At 54.9% G+C, this 16473-nt stretch carries 17 protein-coding genes and 1 other annotated feature; of the genes, 10 read left to right on the forward strand and 7 right to left on the reverse strand.

The window, feature by feature from the left end:
- Positions 1 to 217: 217 nt before the first annotated feature.
- Positions 218 to 529, forward strand: coding sequence for an ArsR/SmtB family transcription factor (locus ACSIPU_RS05640; protein ID WP_004103633.1), 312 nt, complete (start codon positions 218 to 220; stop codon positions 527 to 529).
- A gap of 251 nt (positions 530 to 780) precedes the next feature.
- Here ACSIPU_RS05640 and ACSIPU_RS05645 read toward each other — a convergent pair whose 3' ends face one another.
- The 4 genes from ACSIPU_RS05645 to ACSIPU_RS05660 form a co-directional block, all read right to left on the reverse strand.
- Positions 781 to 2139 carry an APC family permease gene (locus tag ACSIPU_RS05645; protein ID WP_004103635.1) on the reverse strand — a complete coding sequence of 453 codons (1359 nt, stop codon included), beginning with the start codon at positions 2137 to 2139 and terminating at the stop codon, positions 781 to 783.
- Positions 2129 to 2191: a membrane protein YoeI gene (yoeI, locus tag ACSIPU_RS05650; RefSeq protein WP_096335043.1), complete on the reverse strand. Its 63-nt coding sequence runs from the start codon at positions 2189 to 2191 to the stop codon at positions 2129 to 2131. The genes ACSIPU_RS05645 and yoeI overlap by 11 nt, the downstream gene beginning before the upstream one ends.
- A gap of 235 nt (positions 2192 to 2426) precedes the next feature.
- A complete protein-coding gene (locus ACSIPU_RS05655; RefSeq protein ID WP_047720884.1) occupies positions 2427 to 3317 on the reverse strand; it encodes a LysR family transcriptional regulator in 891 nt (296 codons plus the stop codon).
- A gap of 38 nt (positions 3318 to 3355) precedes the next feature.
- Positions 3356 to 4180, reverse strand: a complete 825-nt coding sequence (locus ACSIPU_RS05660; protein WP_004103637.1) for an SDR family oxidoreductase — start codon at positions 4178 to 4180, stop codon at positions 3356 to 3358.
- 175 nt (positions 4181 to 4355) lie between these two features.
- On the opposite strand from ACSIPU_RS05660, the gene hisL reads away from it, so the two are divergent.
- The 9 genes from hisL to hisIE all read left to right on the forward strand — a co-directional run bounded on the left by hisL (position 4356) and on the right by hisIE (position 11592).
- A complete protein-coding gene (gene hisL / locus ACSIPU_RS05665) occupies positions 4356 to 4406 on the forward strand; it encodes a his operon leader peptide (protein WP_009654477.1) in 51 nt (16 codons plus the stop codon).
- Positions 4382 to 4504 (forward strand) — a sequence feature (His leader region). (Overlaps the previous gene by 25 nt.)
- Positions 4505 to 4551: 47 nt before the next feature.
- The gene (gene hisG / locus ACSIPU_RS05670) at positions 4552 to 5451 is read left to right on the forward strand and encodes an ATP phosphoribosyltransferase (protein WP_004113925.1); all 900 of its coding nucleotides are present in this window, start codon (positions 4552 to 4554) and stop codon (positions 5449 to 5451) included.
- Positions 5452 to 5490: 39 nt separating this feature from the next.
- Positions 5491 to 6795 (forward strand): histidinol dehydrogenase, encoded by a 1305-nt coding sequence (gene hisD, locus ACSIPU_RS05675; RefSeq protein WP_196557466.1) that lies wholly within the window; start codon positions 5491 to 5493, stop codon positions 6793 to 6795.
- On the forward strand, positions 6792 to 7853 hold the full coding sequence (gene hisC / locus ACSIPU_RS05680; RefSeq protein WP_004103642.1) for a histidinol-phosphate transaminase: 1062 nt from the start codon (positions 6792 to 6794) through the stop codon (positions 7851 to 7853). Before hisD ends, hisC begins: the two co-directional genes overlap by 4 nt.
- Positions 7850 to 8917 carry a bifunctional histidinol-phosphatase/imidazoleglycerol-phosphate dehydratase HisB gene (hisB, locus tag ACSIPU_RS05685; RefSeq protein ID WP_024274442.1) on the forward strand — a complete coding sequence of 356 codons (1068 nt, stop codon included), beginning with the start codon at positions 7850 to 7852 and terminating at the stop codon, positions 8915 to 8917. Before hisC ends, hisB begins: the two co-directional genes overlap by 4 nt.
- A complete protein-coding gene (hisH, locus tag ACSIPU_RS05690; protein ID WP_004103646.1) occupies positions 8917 to 9507 on the forward strand; it encodes an imidazole glycerol phosphate synthase subunit HisH in 591 nt (196 codons plus the stop codon). Before hisB ends, hisH begins: the two co-directional genes overlap by 1 nt.
- Positions 9507 to 10244 carry a 1-(5-phosphoribosyl)-5-[(5-phosphoribosylamino)methylideneamino]imidazole-4-carboxamide isomerase gene (gene hisA / locus ACSIPU_RS05695; RefSeq protein ID WP_016809191.1) on the forward strand — a complete coding sequence of 246 codons (738 nt, stop codon included), beginning with the start codon at positions 9507 to 9509 and terminating at the stop codon, positions 10242 to 10244. Before hisH ends, hisA begins: the two co-directional genes overlap by 1 nt.
- Positions 10226 to 11002 carry an imidazole glycerol phosphate synthase subunit HisF gene (hisF, locus tag ACSIPU_RS05700; protein ID WP_004113932.1) on the forward strand — a complete coding sequence of 259 codons (777 nt, stop codon included), beginning with the start codon at positions 10226 to 10228 and terminating at the stop codon, positions 11000 to 11002. The genes hisA and hisF overlap by 19 nt, the downstream gene beginning before the upstream one ends.
- Positions 10996 to 11592, forward strand: a complete 597-nt coding sequence (gene hisIE / locus ACSIPU_RS05705) for a bifunctional phosphoribosyl-AMP cyclohydrolase/phosphoribosyl-ATP diphosphatase HisIE (RefSeq protein ID WP_004103655.1) — start codon at positions 10996 to 10998, stop codon at positions 11590 to 11592. The genes hisF and hisIE overlap by 7 nt, the downstream gene beginning before the upstream one ends.
- 41 nt (positions 11593 to 11633) lie before the next feature.
- Here hisIE and ACSIPU_RS05710 read toward each other — a convergent pair whose 3' ends face one another.
- Genes ACSIPU_RS05710 through ACSIPU_RS05720 form a run of 3 tightly spaced genes read right to left on the reverse strand, consistent with a single transcriptional unit; the run spans position 11634 to position 16473 of the window.
- Positions 11634 to 12749, reverse strand: a complete 1116-nt coding sequence (locus tag ACSIPU_RS05710; RefSeq protein ID WP_004103657.1) for a glycosyltransferase family 4 protein — start codon at positions 12747 to 12749, stop codon at positions 11634 to 11636.
- A gap of 9 nt (positions 12750 to 12758) precedes the next feature.
- On the reverse strand, positions 12759 to 13904 hold the full coding sequence (locus ACSIPU_RS05715) for a glycosyltransferase family 4 protein (RefSeq protein ID WP_016809192.1): 1146 nt from the start codon (positions 13902 to 13904) through the stop codon (positions 12759 to 12761).
- A 46-nt stretch (positions 13905 to 13950) separates the two neighbouring features.
- Positions 13951 to 16473 (reverse strand): glycosyltransferase family 4 protein, encoded by a 2523-nt coding sequence (locus tag ACSIPU_RS05720; RefSeq protein WP_123829772.1) that lies wholly within the window; start codon positions 16471 to 16473, stop codon positions 13951 to 13953.

Below are 16473 nucleotides of genomic sequence, written 5' to 3' on the forward strand. Positions count from 1 at the left end.
ACTGTCAGTCAGCGGCCGGAATGAGCCGCCGTTCATTTAACGGCTTTCATCATAGTACAACTGTACGAGTATATTCGAACTATTTTTGCTATCGTTACGATTGGTATGGCTGCGACGACGCGCGTGGCTTTAGAAAAAGAGTTTGGGTATATTACCGGCCAGCCGCCGATAACGGCTGCTGCTCGCGGATCTGCGCCGCCGCCGACACAGGAATATTATGATCGCCAATCACCCCGAACGTGAACAAATTCGCCTCGAAAATGTGCTTTTCGCCCTCGGTAACCCGCTGCGGCTTGAGATTATCCGGATCCTTGCCGACGGCAGCGAGCAGAGCTGTAACGCCCTGCGTCATGAAGATGTGGCGAAGTCGACCATGACTCACCACTGGCGCGTCTTGCGCGACAGCGGGGTGATCTGGCAGCGGCCTCAGGGGCGGGAGAATTTGATTTCGCTGCGCCGGGAAGATTTAGACGCGCGCTTTCCCGGCCTGCTGGATACGCTGCTTAAGGTGATGCAGCAGGAGAAGTAAATCGCCCACATTTCTGCTGAATCTCCCGGAGGCGATGCTGCGCATCTATCCGGGCTACCGCCCCGCAAAACCACACGAACTCGTGCCCGGGAATCCCGGATTGCGGCGTACACGCCTTACCCGGGCTACCAGACCGTGGGCAGCGGTGAATCTGTAGCCCGGCTAAGCGTAGCGCGAGCCGGGAAAATCGATATCCGCCAGAAACAAAAAAGCCGGAGGTTTCCCTCCGGCTTTCTCATCACCAAACGCGATCAGGCAACGTCTTCGTACTGCGGTACCGGGTTGCGGAAGCTTTTGGTCACGCAGGCCAGGTAGACCAGACCAATACCGCCCCAGATCAGGCCGAGAACCATGGAGCTCTCTTCCAGGTTGATCCACAGCGCGCCGACGGTCAGCGCGCCGCACACCGGCAGAACCAGATAGTTGAAGTGGTCTTTCAGCGTCTTGTTGCGTTTTTCACGGATCCAGAACTGTGAGATCACCGACAGGTTAACGAAGGTGAACGCCACCAGCGCACCGAAGTTAATCAGCGCCGTTGCCGTCACGAGGTCGAATTTAATCGCCAGCAGCGCAATCGCGCCAACCAGCAGTACGTTCCACGCCGGAGTCCGCCATTTCGGATGCACGTAACCAAAGAAACGCGTCGGGAACACGCCGTCGCGGCCCATCACGTACATCAGACGGGAAACGCCCGCATGCGCGGCCATGCCGGACGCCAGTACGGTGACGCTGGAGAAAATCAGCACGCCCCACTGGAAGGTTTTGCCCGCAACGTACAGCATGATTTCAGGCTGCGATGCGTCCGGATCCTTAAAGCGCGAGATATCCGGGAAGTACAGCTGCAGGAAGTAGGAAGCCCCGATAAAGATCAGGCCGCCAATCAGCGCCGTCAGGAAGATAGCCTTCGGGATCACGCGCTCTGCGTCTTTGGTTTCTTCAGACAGCGAAGAGATACCGTCGAAGCCGAGAAACGAGAAGCAGAGAATGGTCGCACCGGTAATCATCGGCACCACGTGCGCGCCTTCAGACCAGAACGGACGGGTGCTGGTCAGCGTGCCCGCGCCTTCGCCGTGCATAACGCCGTAGATAATCAGGCCAACAATCACCGCTACGATACCCATCTGCAGGATAACGATCAGGGTGTTGAAGTTCGCCACGGTCTTAATGCTGCGCAGGTTGGAGATGGTCATAAAGGCCACCAGCGCGACAACGAAGATCCACGACGGAATGGAAGGCACCAGCGCTTCAAAGTAAATTTTTGCCAGCAGAATGTTGATCATCGGCATGAACAGATAGTCCAGCAGCGATGACCAGCCAACCATAAAGCCAACGGCCGGGCTAATGGATTTCTGTGCGTAGGTATAAGCGGAACCCGCCGACGGAAAACGGCGAACCAGTTTACCGTAGCTCAGCGCCGTGAAGAGAATGGCGATCAGCGCGAAGGCGTAAGCCGTCGCAACGTGACCATCAGTCAATCCAGAGACGATACCAAACGTATCGAACAGCGTCATTGGCTGCATATAGGCAAGGCCCATCATTACAACCGGAATCAACGTAAGCGTTTTACGTAATTCCACGCGAGAGGTTTTTGGAGTAGCGTTATGCGACATAGTTATCCCCTTTTACGGTGAACGCCAGCGCGTAAGCAAAAAATTGCCCCATTTCTTTGTATTCCTCAGCGACAACCACTGTCGGTTTTTAGTAAATATCTATCCGGTACGAAGCCCGGCCTCTTGGTATTGAATGATGTGTCTTTCAACCAAAAAAATAACCGACACTTTAAAAAAGCGTCGGCCAGTTTCTGATTTTCAGGACGCGTATTTTGCAACAACTACTGGCACGATGACAAGATGTTGCAAGGCTTAATAATTACGGCTAATCTCTAACAGATTAATATTCATACGATTTTAGTATTATAGACCTGATGGATAGCACTATTTGCTAATATCTCTGCTCGCCACCACTCGCCCGCCAGACCACCGCCCTCTTCATGCCAGCCAATCCACGCGCGATTTACCGGCGCAACCATCCTGGTTTGAATTATTCGCAGCTCGCCGCGCGCTAATAAAGGCTGCACCTGAAATAGCGGCAAATAGCCCCATCCCAGCCCGGCGCAAAGCAGCGTCAGCTGGCCGGAAAGATCGAATACCGTCAGGCTGTCCTGATTTTCTGCCTGCGGCAACAAGCCGTAGTTGGCAATCGCGCGATAACGGCGCAAAGTGCGCCAGCTCAGCGGTTCGGTAATTTGCGCCAGCGGATGCTGGGGCGAAACGACAAATACCTGCGTCAGTTCACCGAGAAGCAGACAACCGTAGCCGCTTAGCGCCGGCGGGTCGCTCTGAACCCCGAGCAGCAGATCCGCCCGCCCTTCCGCCAGGGTCTGCCAGCCTGCTGCGAGGGTATCGCGGCGAAATTCCAGACGGGTGGCGTGATGCTGGCGATAAAACGCCGTTATCAGCGGCGCCAACAGGTGAAACGGGAAACCGCTATCAACGTTCAGCACCAGCCTGTCTTCCCAGCCCTGATGCAGCCTGACAGCCTGCTTTTCCAGCTCGCGGGCGGTATGCAGCACGTCGCGCCCTTTTTCCAGCAGCATCTGACCGGTACGGGTAAAGCGCGCCCGGTGGCCGCTGCGATCGAGTAGTTGAATATTGAGGTCGCTTTCCAGCTTATGAATGGTATAGCTCAGCGCGGAGGGTGTTTTATAGAGCTTTGCCGAGGCGGCGGCAAAACTGCCCTCTTTGTCGAGGGCATCAAGAATGACGAGCACATCCAGCAGTGGTTTCATCGCTACCCCCTTACGGTACGCGATTCACCGCTGGCGGATCACTCCATCGGCATCACCAGCGGGTCGGGGTATTGGTATTCAAACCCCAGTTCGTTGCAAATACGGCTGCCATCCACGATCTTGCCGCTACCGTTTTCCGGGTTATCAGAGAAGACGGGAACGGGAAGCCCAAGCTCCCGGGCCATCAGCGGATAAAAGACGCCGCGCGCGGGATGCTTAGGCGCACATATATTATAGATGCGTCCGCCTTTCGGGGACTGCAATAACAGCTCGATCGCGGCGATCGCATCCTGGAGATGCACCAGGTTCACGCCGTGCTGGCCGTCCGGTGCGGATTTTCCGGCAAAGAAGCGCCCCGGGTGACGAGACGGCCCCACCAGCCCGGAAAGGCGCAGAATGTCCACCGAGGTGCCAGGAAGATTGTGCAGCCAGTCCTCCAGCTCTTTCAGCACTTGTCCGCTGGCGGTTTGCGGATTACGGGGCGAGCTCTCTTTCAGCGTGCCGCTGGCGTTGCCGTAGACGGAAGTCGAGCTGGTAAACAGGATGCGCGGCACGTGATGCGCGAGCGCGGTATCAACGATTTCCTGTACCGCCTGACGATAGAAGTCGTCTCCCGGCCCGGTCCGGCGCGCCGGCAGGGTAATCACCAGCGCGTCGACGTTCATTAATGCATCCAGGTCCTCAGCGTCGCAGACCAGCTGCGGCTCCAGACGCAGCGGGTAGCTGTCGATACCGCACATCCGCGCCGCCTCTACGCCATCCTGGGTGGTCTTACTGCCGGTGACCTGCCATCCCCGCGACATCAACGACAGCGCAAGCGGCATACCCAGCCATCCTAATCCTACAATTGCGACCTTCTTCATCCCCTTGCTCCTGAATTTTCGCTGTGCTGACTTAAGGCTACGCCAGCCGGCGGCAACTGACAATTTCTTCGGTCAATATGAAATGAATTAATGATAGAAAAAAGCCCTTGCTTTATGCGAGTGAAGTGGTTTAGGTTAAAAGGCATCAAATGCATAGTCATTCACAGAGAATTTTATGAACAGCGTTCAATTTAAAAACCACCATCATCACCATCATCCTGACTAGTCTTTCAGGCGATGTGTGCTGGAAGACATTTGGTTCTTCCAGTGGTGCATGAACGCAAAGAGAGCCCCCGGAAGATTCACTTCCGGGGGCTTTTTTTTGGACCGCATTCGGACAGATTCAGACAGGGTTACAGAGGAAAATAACAATGTTAGACAATAGTCGTTTACGCATAGCTATTCAGAAATCAGGGCGTTTAAGCGAAGATTCACGCGAATTACTCAGCCGCTGCGGCATCAAAGTGAATCTGCACACCCAGCGCCTGATCGCGATGGCGGAAAATATGCCGATCGATATTCTGCGCGTGCGTGATGACGATATTCCTGGCCTTATCATGGACGGCGTGGTCGATTTGGGGATTATCGGTGAAAACGTGCTGGAAGAAGAGCTGCTGAGCCGCCGCGCCCAGGGCGAAGATCCGCGCTACTTTACCCTGCGCCGCCTCGACTTCGGCGGCTGCCGCCTGTCGCTGGCGACCCCGGCGGATGAACCCTGGGACGGCCCTGCGGCACTGGACGGCAAACGCATCGCGACCTCTTACCCGCACCTGCTGAAGCGCTACCTTGACCAGAAAGGCATCTCCTTTAAATCCTGCCTGCTGAACGGCTCGGTTGAAGTGGCCCCGCGCGCTGGCCTGGCCGACGCGATTTGCGACCTGGTCTCTACCGGCGCGACTCTCGAAGCGAACGGCCTGCGCGAAGTGGAAGTCATGTTCCGCTCCAAAGCCTGCCTGATCCAGCGCGACGGTGAGATGGCGGATAGCAAACAGCAGCTGATCGACCGCCTGCTGACCCGTATTCAGGGGGTGATTCAGGCCCGCGAATCGAAATACATCATGATGCACGCGCCCACCGAGCGCCTGGAAGAGGTTGTCGCCCTGCTGCCCGGCGCCGAGCGTCCGACCATCCTGCCGCTGGCGGGGGACAAGCAGCGCGTCGCCATGCACATGGTCAGCAGCGAAACCCTGTTCTGGGAAACCATGGAAAAACTGAAAGCGCTGGGCGCCAGCTCCATTCTGGTTCTGCCGATTGAGAAGATGATGGAGTAATCCGGCGGGTCGGTCACGGGACAAACAGGGGAAACAATCATGAGCTTCAACACAATTATCGACTGGAACGGCTGTCGCGCAGAACAACAGCAACAACTTTTAATGCGTCCGGCCATTTCCGCCTCCGAGAGCATCAGCAAAACGGTGGCGGAGATCCTGAATAATGTTAAAGACAACGGCGATGCGGCCCTGCGTGAATACGGCGCAAAGTTCGACAAAACCGAGGTCACAGCGCTGAAAGTTAGCGAAGAAGAGATTGCCGCCGCCGGTGCGCGCCTGAGCGACGAGCTCAAGCAGGCGATGGCCGTAGCGGTTAAAAATATCGAAACCTTTCACACCGCGCAGCGGCTGCAGGCCGTAGATGTGGAAACCCTGCCGGGCGTGCGCTGCCAGCAGGTGACCCGCCCTATCGCCTCCGTCGGCTTATATATTCCCGGCGGCTCGGCGCCGCTGTTCTCAACGGTCCTGATGCTCGCCACGCCGGCGCGCATCGCGGGCTGCCAGCAGGTAGTGCTGTGCTCGCCGCCGCCGATTGCCGATGAAATTCTCTATGCCGCCCAGCTATGCGGCGTGCGCAATATCTTTAACGTCGGCGGCGCGCAGGCAATTGCCGCCCTCGCCTTCGGCACGGAGTCGGTGACGAAAGTCGATAAAATCTTTGGCCCGGGCAACGCCTTCGTCACCGAGGCCAAACGTCAGGTGAGCCAGCGTCTTGACGGCGCGGCTATCGATATGCCCGCCGGGCCATCGGAAGTGCTGGTGATCGCCGACAGCGGCGCAACCCCTGATTTCGTCGCCTCTGACCTGCTTTCCCAGGCGGAGCACGGCCCGGATTCGCAGGTGATCCTGCTGACGCCGGATAGCGCGATGGCCACCCGCGTCGCCGAAGCCGTTGAGCGCCAGCTGTCCGCACTGCCGCGTGCGGAAACCGCCCGTGAGGCGCTCTCCGCCAGCCGGATCATCGTGGCCCGCGATATCGCCCAGTGCGTGGAAATATCCAACCAGTACGGCCCTGAACACCTGATTATTCAGACCCGCAACGCCCGCGAACTGGTCGATGGCATCACCAGCGCCGGCTCGGTGTTCCTCGGCGACTGGTCGCCGGAATCCGCCGGGGATTATGCCTCCGGAACCAACCACGTGCTGCCGACCTACGGCTACACCGCGACCTGCTCCAGCCTCGGCCTGGCGGACTTTCAGAAACGCATGACCGTGCAGGAGCTGTCCCGCGACGGGTTCGCCGCTCTCGCTTCCACCATTGAGATACTGGCCGCCGCCGAGCGCCTGGACGCCCACAAAAACGCCGTTACGCTGCGCGTTGCAGCCCTTAAGGAGCAAGCATGAGCATCGAAGATTTAGCCCGCGCCAACGTCCGCGCGCTGACGCCGTATCAGTCTGCTCGCCGTCTGGGCGGTAAGGGCGACGTCTGGCTGAACGCCAATGAATTCCCCACCGCGGTTGCGTTCCAGCTGACCGAACAGACGCTGAACCGCTATCCGGAACCGCAGCCGAAAGCCGTCATTGAACGCTATGCGCAGTATGCTGGCGTTAAGCCGGAGCAGGTGCTGGTCAGCCGCGGCGCCGACGAAGGCATTGAACTACTGATCCGCGCCTTCTGCGAGCCGGGCCAGGACGCGGTGCTCTACTGCCCGCCGACCTACGGCATGTACAGCGTCAGCGCCGAAACCATCGGCGTGACCTGTCGTACGGTGCCGACGCTCGCCGACTGGCAGCTGGATCTGCCGGGCATCGCAGCCAATCTTGACGGCGTGAAAGTGATTTTCGTCTGCAGCCCGAATAACCCGACCGGACAGATTATCAACCCGAAAGATTTCCGCACCCTGCTGGAGATGGCGCGCGGTAAAGCCATCGTGGTCGCGGATGAAGCCTATATTGAGTTCTGTCCGCAGGCGACGCTGGCAACCTGGCTGAACGAGTATCCGCATCTGGTGGTTCTGCGCACGCTGTCCAAGGCGTTTGCCCTGGCTGGACTGCGCTGCGGCTTTACCCTCGCCAACGTCGAGGTCATTAACGTACTGCTGAAAGTTATCGCGCCCTATCCGCTCTCGACGCCGGTCGCCGATATTGCCGCTCAGGCCCTGAGTGCGGAAGGGATTGCCGCCATGCGCGAGCGCGTGGCGCAGATCCTCAACGAACGCGATTATCTGGTCAGCCAGCTGCGCAGCATTGCCTGCGTGGAAGAGGTGTTCGCTTCCGAGACCAACTACGTACTGGCGCGGATCACCGCGTCCAGCGCGGTGTTTAAATCTTTGTGGGATCAGGGCATTATCTTACGTGACCAGAATAAACAACCTTCATTAAGCGGCTGTTTGCGTATCACTATCGGTACCCGTGCAGAGAGCCAGCGCGTCATTGACGCTTTGACTGCGGAGAATGTATGACCCAGAAGTTTCTCTTTATTGACCGTGACGGTACGCTGATTTCCGAACCACCGGTTGATTTTCAGGTAGACCGCTTCGATAAGCTGGCGTTTGAGCCGCAGGTGATCCCGGCCCTGCTCAAGCTGCAGCAGGAAGGGTATAAGCTGGTGATGATCACCAATCAGGACGGACTGGGAACCGCCAGCCTGCCGCAGGACGAGTTCGACGGCCCGCACAACCTGATGATGCAGATCTTCTCCTCACAGGGCGTCAACTTTGACGAGGTGCTGATTTGCCCGCATCTCCCGGCGGATAATTGCGACTGCCGCAAGCCGAAAACCAGACTGGTGCTGCCGTGGCTGGAGCAAGGGGTGATGGACACCGCCAATAGCTACGTGATTGGCGACCGGGCCACCGACATTCAGCTGGCGGATAACATGGGCATTACCGGACTGCGCTACGATCGCGAAACGCTTGACTGGCCGACCATTTGCGAACAGCTGACCCGTCGCGATCGCTACGCCCACGTTGAGCGCATCACTAAAGAGACCCAGGTGGATGTCAAAGTGTGGCTCGATCGCGAAGGCGGCAGCAAAATCTCCACCGGCGTCGGCTTCTTCGATCATATGCTTGACCAAATTGCCACCCACGGCGGCTTCCGTCTGGAGGTCAAGGTCGGCGGCGACCTCTATATTGACGATCACCACACCGTGGAAGACACCGGCCTTGCGCTGGGCGAAGCGCTGAAGCTGGCGCTCGGCGACAAGCGCGGCATCGGCCGTTTCGGCTTTGTGCTGCCAATGGACGAGTGCCTGGCCCGCTGCGCGCTGGATATTTCTGGCCGCCCGCACCTTGAATACAAAGCTGATTTTACCTATCAGCGCGTTGGCGATCTGAGCACCGAGATGGTCGAGCACTTCTTCCGCTCGCTCTCCTATACCATGGCGGTCACTCTGCACCTGAAAACCAAGGGCAAAAACGACCACCACCGCGTTGAGAGCCTGTTTAAGGCCTTCGGTCGCACGCTACGCCAGGCCATCCGCGTCCAGGGCGACACGCTGCCATCTTCGAAAGGGGTACTCTGATGAACGTGGTGATCCTCGATACCGGCTGCGCCAACCTCAATTCGGTGAAATCTGCGGTGAGCCGCCACGGCTACGAGCCGCAGGTCAGCCGTGACCCGGACGTGGTGCTGCGCGCCGATAAGCTGTTTCTGCCGGGTGTAGGGACGGCTCAGGCGGCAATGGACCAGCTGCGCGAACGGGATTTAATCGATCTGATTAAAGCCTGCACCCAACCGGTGCTGGGCATTTGTCTCGGTATGCAGCTGCTGGGAAAACGCAGCGAAGAGAATAACGGCGTCGACCTGCTGGGTATTATCGACCAGGACGTGCCAAAAATGACCGACCACGGCCTGCCGCTGCCGCATATGGGCTGGAACCGGGTATATGCTAAAGCGGGCGATCGTCTGTTTCGCGGCATTGAAGACGGGGCGTATTTTTACTTCGTCCACAGCTACGCGATGCCGGTCAACGTTAACACTATCGCTCAGTGCAGCTACGGCGAGGCCTTCACCGCGGCGGTACAGAAAGATAACTTCTTTGGCGTCCAGTTCCACCCTGAACGCTCCGGCAGCGCCGGGGCGCAGCTGCTGAAAAATTTCCTGGAGATGTGATGATCATTCCTGCTTTAGATTTAATTGACGGTACGGTCGTCCGTCTCCATCAGGGCGATTATGGCCAGCAGCGCGACTACGGCAACGATCCGCTGCCGCGCCTGCAATCCTATGCCGCGCAAGGGGCCGAAGTGCTGCATCTCGTCGATCTGACCGGGGCGAAAGATCCGGCGAAGCGCCAGATCCCGCTGCTGAAAACGCTGGTTGCCGGCGTGAACGTGCCGGTGCAGGTCGGCGGCGGCGTGCGCACGGAAGAAGACGTGGCCGCCCTGCTTGACGCGGGCGTGGCGCGCGTGGTGGTGGGCTCGACGGCGGTGAAGTCGCCGGAGGTGGTGAAAGGCTGGTTTAAGCGTTTTGGCCCGCAGCATCTGGTGCTGGCGCTGGACGTACGGATCGATGCGCAAGGCAGCAAGCAGGTGGCCGTTAGCGGCTGGCAGGAGAATTCCGGCGTAACCCTGGAGGAGCTGGTGGAGAGCTATCAGTCCGTCGGCCTGCAGCACGTGCTATGTACCGATATTTCCCGCGACGGGACGCTGGCCGGGTCTAACGTCTCGCTGTATGAAGAAGTCTGCGCCCGCTATCCGCAGGTGGCGTTTCAGTCCTCCGGCGGCATTGGCGATCTGCATGATATCGCCGCGCTGCGCGGAACAGGGGTGCGCGGGGTGATTGTCGGCCGGGCGCTGCTGGAAGGTAAATTTAACGTAACGGAGGCCATTCAATGCTGGCAAAACGGATAATCCCCTGTCTTGACGTTCGCGACGGCCAGGTAGTGAAAGGCGTGCAGTTCCGTAATCACGAAATCATCGGCGATATTGTCCCGCTGGCAAAACGCTATGCCGACGAAGGCGCGGATGAGCTGGTGTTCTACGATATCACCGCCTCGAGCGACGGTCGCGTGGTGGATAAAAGCTGGGTATCGCGCGTTGCGGAAGTGATCGACATTCCCTTCTGCGTCGCCGGCGGCATTAAGTCGCTGGAAGAGGCGGCGCAAATCCTCTCCTTTGGCGCGGATAAAATCTCCATCAACTCCCCTGCCCTGGCGGACCCGACGCTGATTACTCGCCTGGCCGATCGGTTCGGGGTGCAGTGTATTGTCGTGGGTATCGATACCTGGTTTGACGCCGAAAGCGGGAAGTATCACGTCAATCAATATACCGGCGATGAGAGCCGTACGCGGGTGACGCAGTGGGAAACGCTGGACTGGGTGCAGGAAGTACAAAAGCGCGGGGCCGGCGAGATCGTCCTCAATATGATGAATCAGGACGGCGTGCGTAATGGCTACGATCTGCAGCAGTTAAGCAAGGTACGCGCCGTGTGCCACGTGCCGCTGATTGCATCCGGCGGTGCCGGGACTATGGAGCACTTCCTGGAAGCCTTCCGCGACGCCAACGTCGACGGCGCGCTGGCCGCCTCGGTGTTCCACAAGCAAATTATCAATATTGGTGAACTAAAAACGTACCTGGCAGCACAGGGCGTGGAGATTAGGGTATGTTAAGTGAACAGCTGGATTGGCAAAAAACCGACGGTCTGATGCCGGTCATCGTGCAGCACGCCGTTTCCGGGGAAGTGCTGATGCTGGGCTATATGAATCAGGATGCGCTGGCGAAAACCGAAGAGACCGGTAAAGTGACCTTTTATTCACGGACCAAACAGCGTCTGTGGACCAAGGGGGAAACGTCGGGCAATTTCCTCAACGTGGTGAGCATCACCCCGGATTGCGATAACGACACCCTGCTGGCGCTGGTAAATCCGATTGGCCCAACCTGCCATAAAGGCACATCGAGCTGCTTCGGCGAAACCGGCCACCAGTGGCTGTTTCTCTACCAGCTGGAGCAACTGTTGGCCGAACGCAAGCACGCTGACCCGGAGAGCTCTTACACCGCGAAGCTGTACGCTAGCGGCACCAAGCGCATTGCCCAGAAGGTGGGAGAAGAAGGCGTTGAGACCGCGCTGGCCGCCACGGTGCATGACCAGTTCGAGCTGAAGAATGAAGCGTCGGATTTGATGTATCACCTGCTGGTGCTGCTGCAGGATCAGGGGCTGAATTTAACGGACGTGATTAACAATCTTAAGAGCCGTCACTGATGCCTTGCGCCCCCGCGCTGGCGGGGGCGATTTGCGGCCTATCAGGGTTTCTGCTCCAGCAGTGTGCTGTAGAGATTCACGTAGGCATCAATCATATGTTCGGCGGTAAACATCTCCTCAAAGCGGCGACGTGAATTTGCGCCATAGCGCGCTGCCGTTTCATCACTGTGCCACAGTTCGTTCATCGCTTCGACCAACGCTGCGCTGTTATCCGGCGGGATCACGCAACCATTGACCTTATCCTGGTTGATAAACGAGGTTCCGGTGCCAATTTCACACGAGATCAGCGGCCGGGCGAACCGCGCCCCTTCCAGTAAGGTAATGCCAAACGCCTCTGAGCGCAGGTGCGAGGGAAAGACCACCCCGCGGCACAGATGAAAGAGAATATATTTATCCTCATCATTCAGCATGCCGGTGAATATCACGTTATTCAGGCCGCGCTGTTCAGCCTCACGGCGAACTTCCGCTTCCAGCGGGCCGCCGCCGACAATAACGATCGGCAGTCGACTGCGCTCTGCGGCATCCAGCAGAATATGCAATCCCTTATAGTAACGAAATGCGCCGACAAAAAGGAAAAAGCGCTCGCCGACTTTCTCTCGCCAGTAAGCCAGGCGCTGCGGATTATGCTGCACATCCTTTTGCTCGAGGCCGAAGGGAATGACCACCGTTTTATCGAGGTATTTTTGCAGCGTCTGGCTGGAGGCTACGTAGTTTGGCGATGAGGCCACAATGCAGTCAACGCTGGAGAGAAATTGCTCCTGCAGCGGTTGATATAATTTCATTAGCCGCTTTTGTTTCACAATATCGGAATGATAGGTGACAACGGTTTTCGCTTTAGGATGCGCCATCAGATGTAGCATATCCATAAAGGGAAACGGGAAATGATAGTTAATAATATCGTAGTTATCTTTAATTTTATTAAATCGCTTTAACGCGCCGAGTGAGAATGGCGTCGAGGCGATTTCAATTAATTGCTTATTATAGATAACCTGATGCTGTTCGTAAGCCACTGGCCCGGTATTTTTATCCGGGGAAAAGGTGAAGACGTCGGCCGCGATCCCCCGACGAGCGCAGCCCTGGCACAACTGATAAATGACCTGTTCAATACCACCGTAGGTATTCGGATAATAGGTCTTATAGACGTGTAAAACTCTCAACTTGCACCCTTAGAGTAATTTATAGGCATCGATCGTCTGGGCCGTACAGGTTTCCCACGAAAACTGTTGTGCCTGAATAAAACCGCGCGCTACTGCTATCTCCCGCCAGTATTCATCCTGCAGACTTTGCAATATATGAGCGCTTATCGCGTCTACATCGTTAGGGTCGGATAACAACCCCGCATCCCCTGCCACTTCAGGTAATGATGTGACATTGGAGCATACTACTGGAATACCGCAAGACATTGCTTCAAGAATAGGTAATCCGAATCCTTCATAAAACGAAGGATAAATAAAGGTTCTGGCTGCCGCATATAAATACGGGAGATCGCCATCCGGTACATAGCCCAGATAACGGATCCATCCTTCACGAGTCCCGCGTTCAACGATCTGCCACAGCGCATCATCTTCCCACCCACGGTAACCGCTGAGGATCAGCGGGTAGCGCATGCGCGTCTCCATCGGCAGAAGCTGGTACGCCTGCAACAGGCCACGAATATTTTTCCGCGGCTCCATCGTGCCGATGTAAAGCGCATAGCGCTGCCACTCCAGCTGATATTTCTGCAGAACCGGCAGACATTCATCCGGGCTGCGCGGAATATAGTCGCCGCTGCAGGCAAGATGGGTCGTTACGATCCGATCGGCAGGATAGTTAAACAGCCGGATAATTTCGCTGCGGGAAAAGTCAGATACCGTCAAAATAAGCTTTGCCGTGTCCAGACTTTCGCGCAGTGACTTTTCCATATAACGCACCCGGTCCTTTGGATGAAATTCCGGACAGGTGAATATGGAGATATCATGAAATGTGGTTACGGCACGTTCCAGACGATGCGGCAGATAAAAGTTAGGCCCATGATAGATATAATCTTTATAATCGCGCAGCGCCCACGCCTGGCGACGCGGATGCAACACGCGATAGGCTTCAATCAATAACGGCTGACGGCGTAAAAAAGCCGCCAGCTTACCGTGATTGCTGGCTCGGGTATCCGCTTTATTTTCAATCTGGGGAATGCTGTCAATAAATGAAGAGCCGTGAAATAATTTTAGCTCTTCAATTTCGCTGGCCACCGCCAATCGTTTTACCAGTTCGAGGGAATAACGACCGATACCCGTTAATGGATATTTGATTGGCTCAGTTGCAAATATAATTTTCATAAAAGCTCTTGACCGTGACACAGGAGACTGCCACGGCTAATATTGTTTATTTATTCGCGTCAGATTTAATAACCGGAAGATTCTCCACCAGGAATTCTGCACTTTGCTTCCATGTCAACCAGTTGATTTTTTCAGAGCGAGGATGAGCATTTTTCCGATATAATTCCAACCACTCGTCAATCGCTGTTGAAATATCTCCCGGCTGTTCACCAGAGAAATAGAATGCATGTTCTTGAGCAATCTCTTTAAACACCGGAATATCACGGATGATTACCGGTAATTTTTTCTGCGCAGCTTCAATTAATGGTAGCCCAAATCCTTCGCCGAGAGATGCGAAGATTAACGCACTAGATTGAGCATACAACTTCGCAAGGAACTCATCGCTAATATTTTGTAGCCAAAATAATCTCTTATTTAGCTGTGAGTGGTGACGTAAACGTTCACATAAATCATCAACATGCCACCCCTGTTTACCAATGATAAACAGATTGTAGTTCTTGCCCTGCCGCCACAATTCCTCAAATGCCGCTAGCGTCTGCGCATGGCCTTTGCGAGGTTCCATCGTTCCCACCATAATAAAGGAGGGTTCAGCAGCCATCTTAGTCAGCAAGTCATTCGCGTTATCCGGCATGCCCACAGAAGGAACGCTGGCATCCAGGTCGGCGCCAAGATGGAAATTACTCACCTGCAGCAATGGATTAGGTTTAACCCAGTTGGCATTTTCAGCAATCCACGATTTCACATCCTCTGCTACGCTTGCAGAAACACAAATCAGACGGTCAGCGTGCTGCGCAATGCAGGATAACCAAATAGGGAAAACGCGCTGCATTCCCTCATCGCTCCACTCCGGCCTTCTCAGAGGCAAGATATCATGCACAACAAAACAAACCCTGGCGCCGGATAAACGAATAAAATCCAGCTGGGCAGTAAGTTCAGGAAACAGATGTGCAGTCAGATCGGTAGCAACCAGAATATCATCTTTGGTAAACAGTACCGGTTCATCAGGCCCGAACTGGCCGTTAAAATGGGTATTCAGATATTCGTTGGCATAACGATAGCATTCACCCGGTCGATAATAAACCGCACTGACGGTGTAACCAGCAACGCCTGATTTCAGTAACTCACTAAGTATACTACGGGAAACTCGTTGAATCCCCGTTTTCGCATCATGTTCGACAAGGACAGAAATATCAACCAGCAGCTTGCGCTGATGCGTGGCAAAGCTGTTACGAGTAATAGCCCAGGCTGTTTGTAAGCGTTCAGCTTCACCTAATTCCGCAATATTTTTAATTTGATTAATGGTGTTTGCGGTGAAACTAGTTATATCCAGAGGCTCTGAAGCAGAAGCCGTATCAACAAGCCTTTCAAATCCCTTTAATGCGAGTTGCGCGGTGTGATCCCATGTGAATTTTGCCGCCTGCTTCGGAGCATGAGCTTTCAACGCTGAGTAGAACGCATTATCGGTCAAAGCCCTTTGCATAACACGGCAAATATCGTGAACATCCTGCGGATTAAATAAAGCCTCTTCCATACCGATGACCTCCGGTAAGCTGGTCACATTTGAACCCAGCGTAGCCGCGCCGCAGCGCATAGCTTCTAGTGGAGGCAGGCCAAACCCTTCATGTATAGAGGGGAAAACGAAAATTTTGCACAAATTGTAAAGTGCAATAAGGTCACCGTCGTTTAAGAAACCGGTAAAAACTAGCTGATTGCGGGATAAACCATAGTTCTCTGCAACGCGGTACAGCCTTTCCTTTTCATCAGTGCTAATTTTATAAGCTAAAACTAAGGGATAACTCTGTTGCAGGGTATCCGGTAATAAACTATACGCATGAATCAGCGCCTCAATATTTTTACGCGGCTCTATCATTGCCAAGGAGAGAATAAACTCTTGAGGCAGATGATATTTGTTACGTAAAGCATTGATATCGTCTTGAGTATAATCTGTAATATTAAATGAATCGCTGACTCCAGATGAAATATTAATGATCTTATCTGCAGGAATTGATGTATAATCAATAACTTCCTGCATGGATGATCTGGAAATAGCAAAAATAGCGTCCGACCTTTCATATTCAGCAAGTTTATCAAGATAATACTGACGGAAGTTCGGTTCGCCCAGATAGCGTTCTTTATTAAGTAACGGAATGAGATCGTGGCAAACACAAACTGTCTTCCACGGCACTGTAGTTTGAGGAATTGAGACGGTGTAACTGTCGTCAAAACCTTCGTAGAAATTAATGACGAAAACAATATCGGGGTTGATGTTAGCAATAGCAAGATCGCGAGCTAGTTTAGCGGCAACACTCCGCGGTTGATTTTCACGGTCGCGAAGAGCTGTCGGGCCCGCAGCTGAAAAAATAAACATTTCTTCCTGCGGTAGAATATCACCCCAGCTATTTTTAATTTCATTAATACTGTCAATCGGATACATGCCGTTCATTAAGATGCTGACTCGATGCTGGCCAGCATTTTTTATGATCGCACGACTCATTTCATAAGTGCTGCGACCAACTCCACGGAATTTACTTTCCGACTGATATCCTTGTACATCAATCAAAATATGCAA

The sequence above is a fragment of the Klebsiella sp. HN106 genome, assembly GCF_051209435.1.
GTDB lineage: Bacteria > Pseudomonadota > Gammaproteobacteria > Enterobacterales > Enterobacteriaceae > Klebsiella > Klebsiella oxytoca.

Coding starts and splice junctions, on each gene's coding strand:
- ACSIPU_RS05640 (WP_004103633.1), top strand. CDS start 218: ATGATCGCCAATCACCCCGAACGTGAACAAATTCGCCTCGAAAATGTG.
- ACSIPU_RS05645 (WP_004103635.1), bottom strand. CDS start 2,139: ATGTCGCATAACGCTACTCCAAAAACCTCTCGCGTGGAATTACGTAAA.
- ACSIPU_RS05655 (WP_047720884.1), bottom strand. CDS start 3,317: ATGAAACCACTGCTGGATGTGCTCGTCATTCTTGATGCCCTCGACAAA.
- ACSIPU_RS05660 (WP_004103637.1), bottom strand. CDS start 4,180: ATGAAGAAGGTCGCAATTGTAGGATTAGGATGGCTGGGTATGCCGCTT.
- hisG (WP_004113925.1), top strand. CDS start 4,552: ATGTTAGACAATAGTCGTTTACGCATAGCTATTCAGAAATCAGGGCGT.
- hisD (WP_196557466.1), top strand. CDS start 5,491: ATGAGCTTCAACACAATTATCGACTGGAACGGCTGTCGCGCAGAACAA.
- hisC (WP_004103642.1), top strand. CDS start 6,792: ATGAGCATCGAAGATTTAGCCCGCGCCAACGTCCGCGCGCTGACGCCG.
- hisB (WP_024274442.1), top strand. CDS start 7,850: ATGACCCAGAAGTTTCTCTTTATTGACCGTGACGGTACGCTGATTTCC.
- hisH (WP_004103646.1), top strand. CDS start 8,917: ATGAACGTGGTGATCCTCGATACCGGCTGCGCCAACCTCAATTCGGTG.
- hisA (WP_016809191.1), top strand. CDS start 9,507: ATGATCATTCCTGCTTTAGATTTAATTGACGGTACGGTCGTCCGTCTC.
- hisF (WP_004113932.1), top strand. CDS start 10,226: ATGCTGGCAAAACGGATAATCCCCTGTCTTGACGTTCGCGACGGCCAG.
- hisIE (WP_004103655.1), top strand. CDS start 10,996: ATGTTAAGTGAACAGCTGGATTGGCAAAAAACCGACGGTCTGATGCCG.
- ACSIPU_RS05715 (WP_016809192.1), bottom strand. CDS start 13,904: ATGAAAATTATATTTGCAACTGAGCCAATCAAATATCCATTAACGGGT.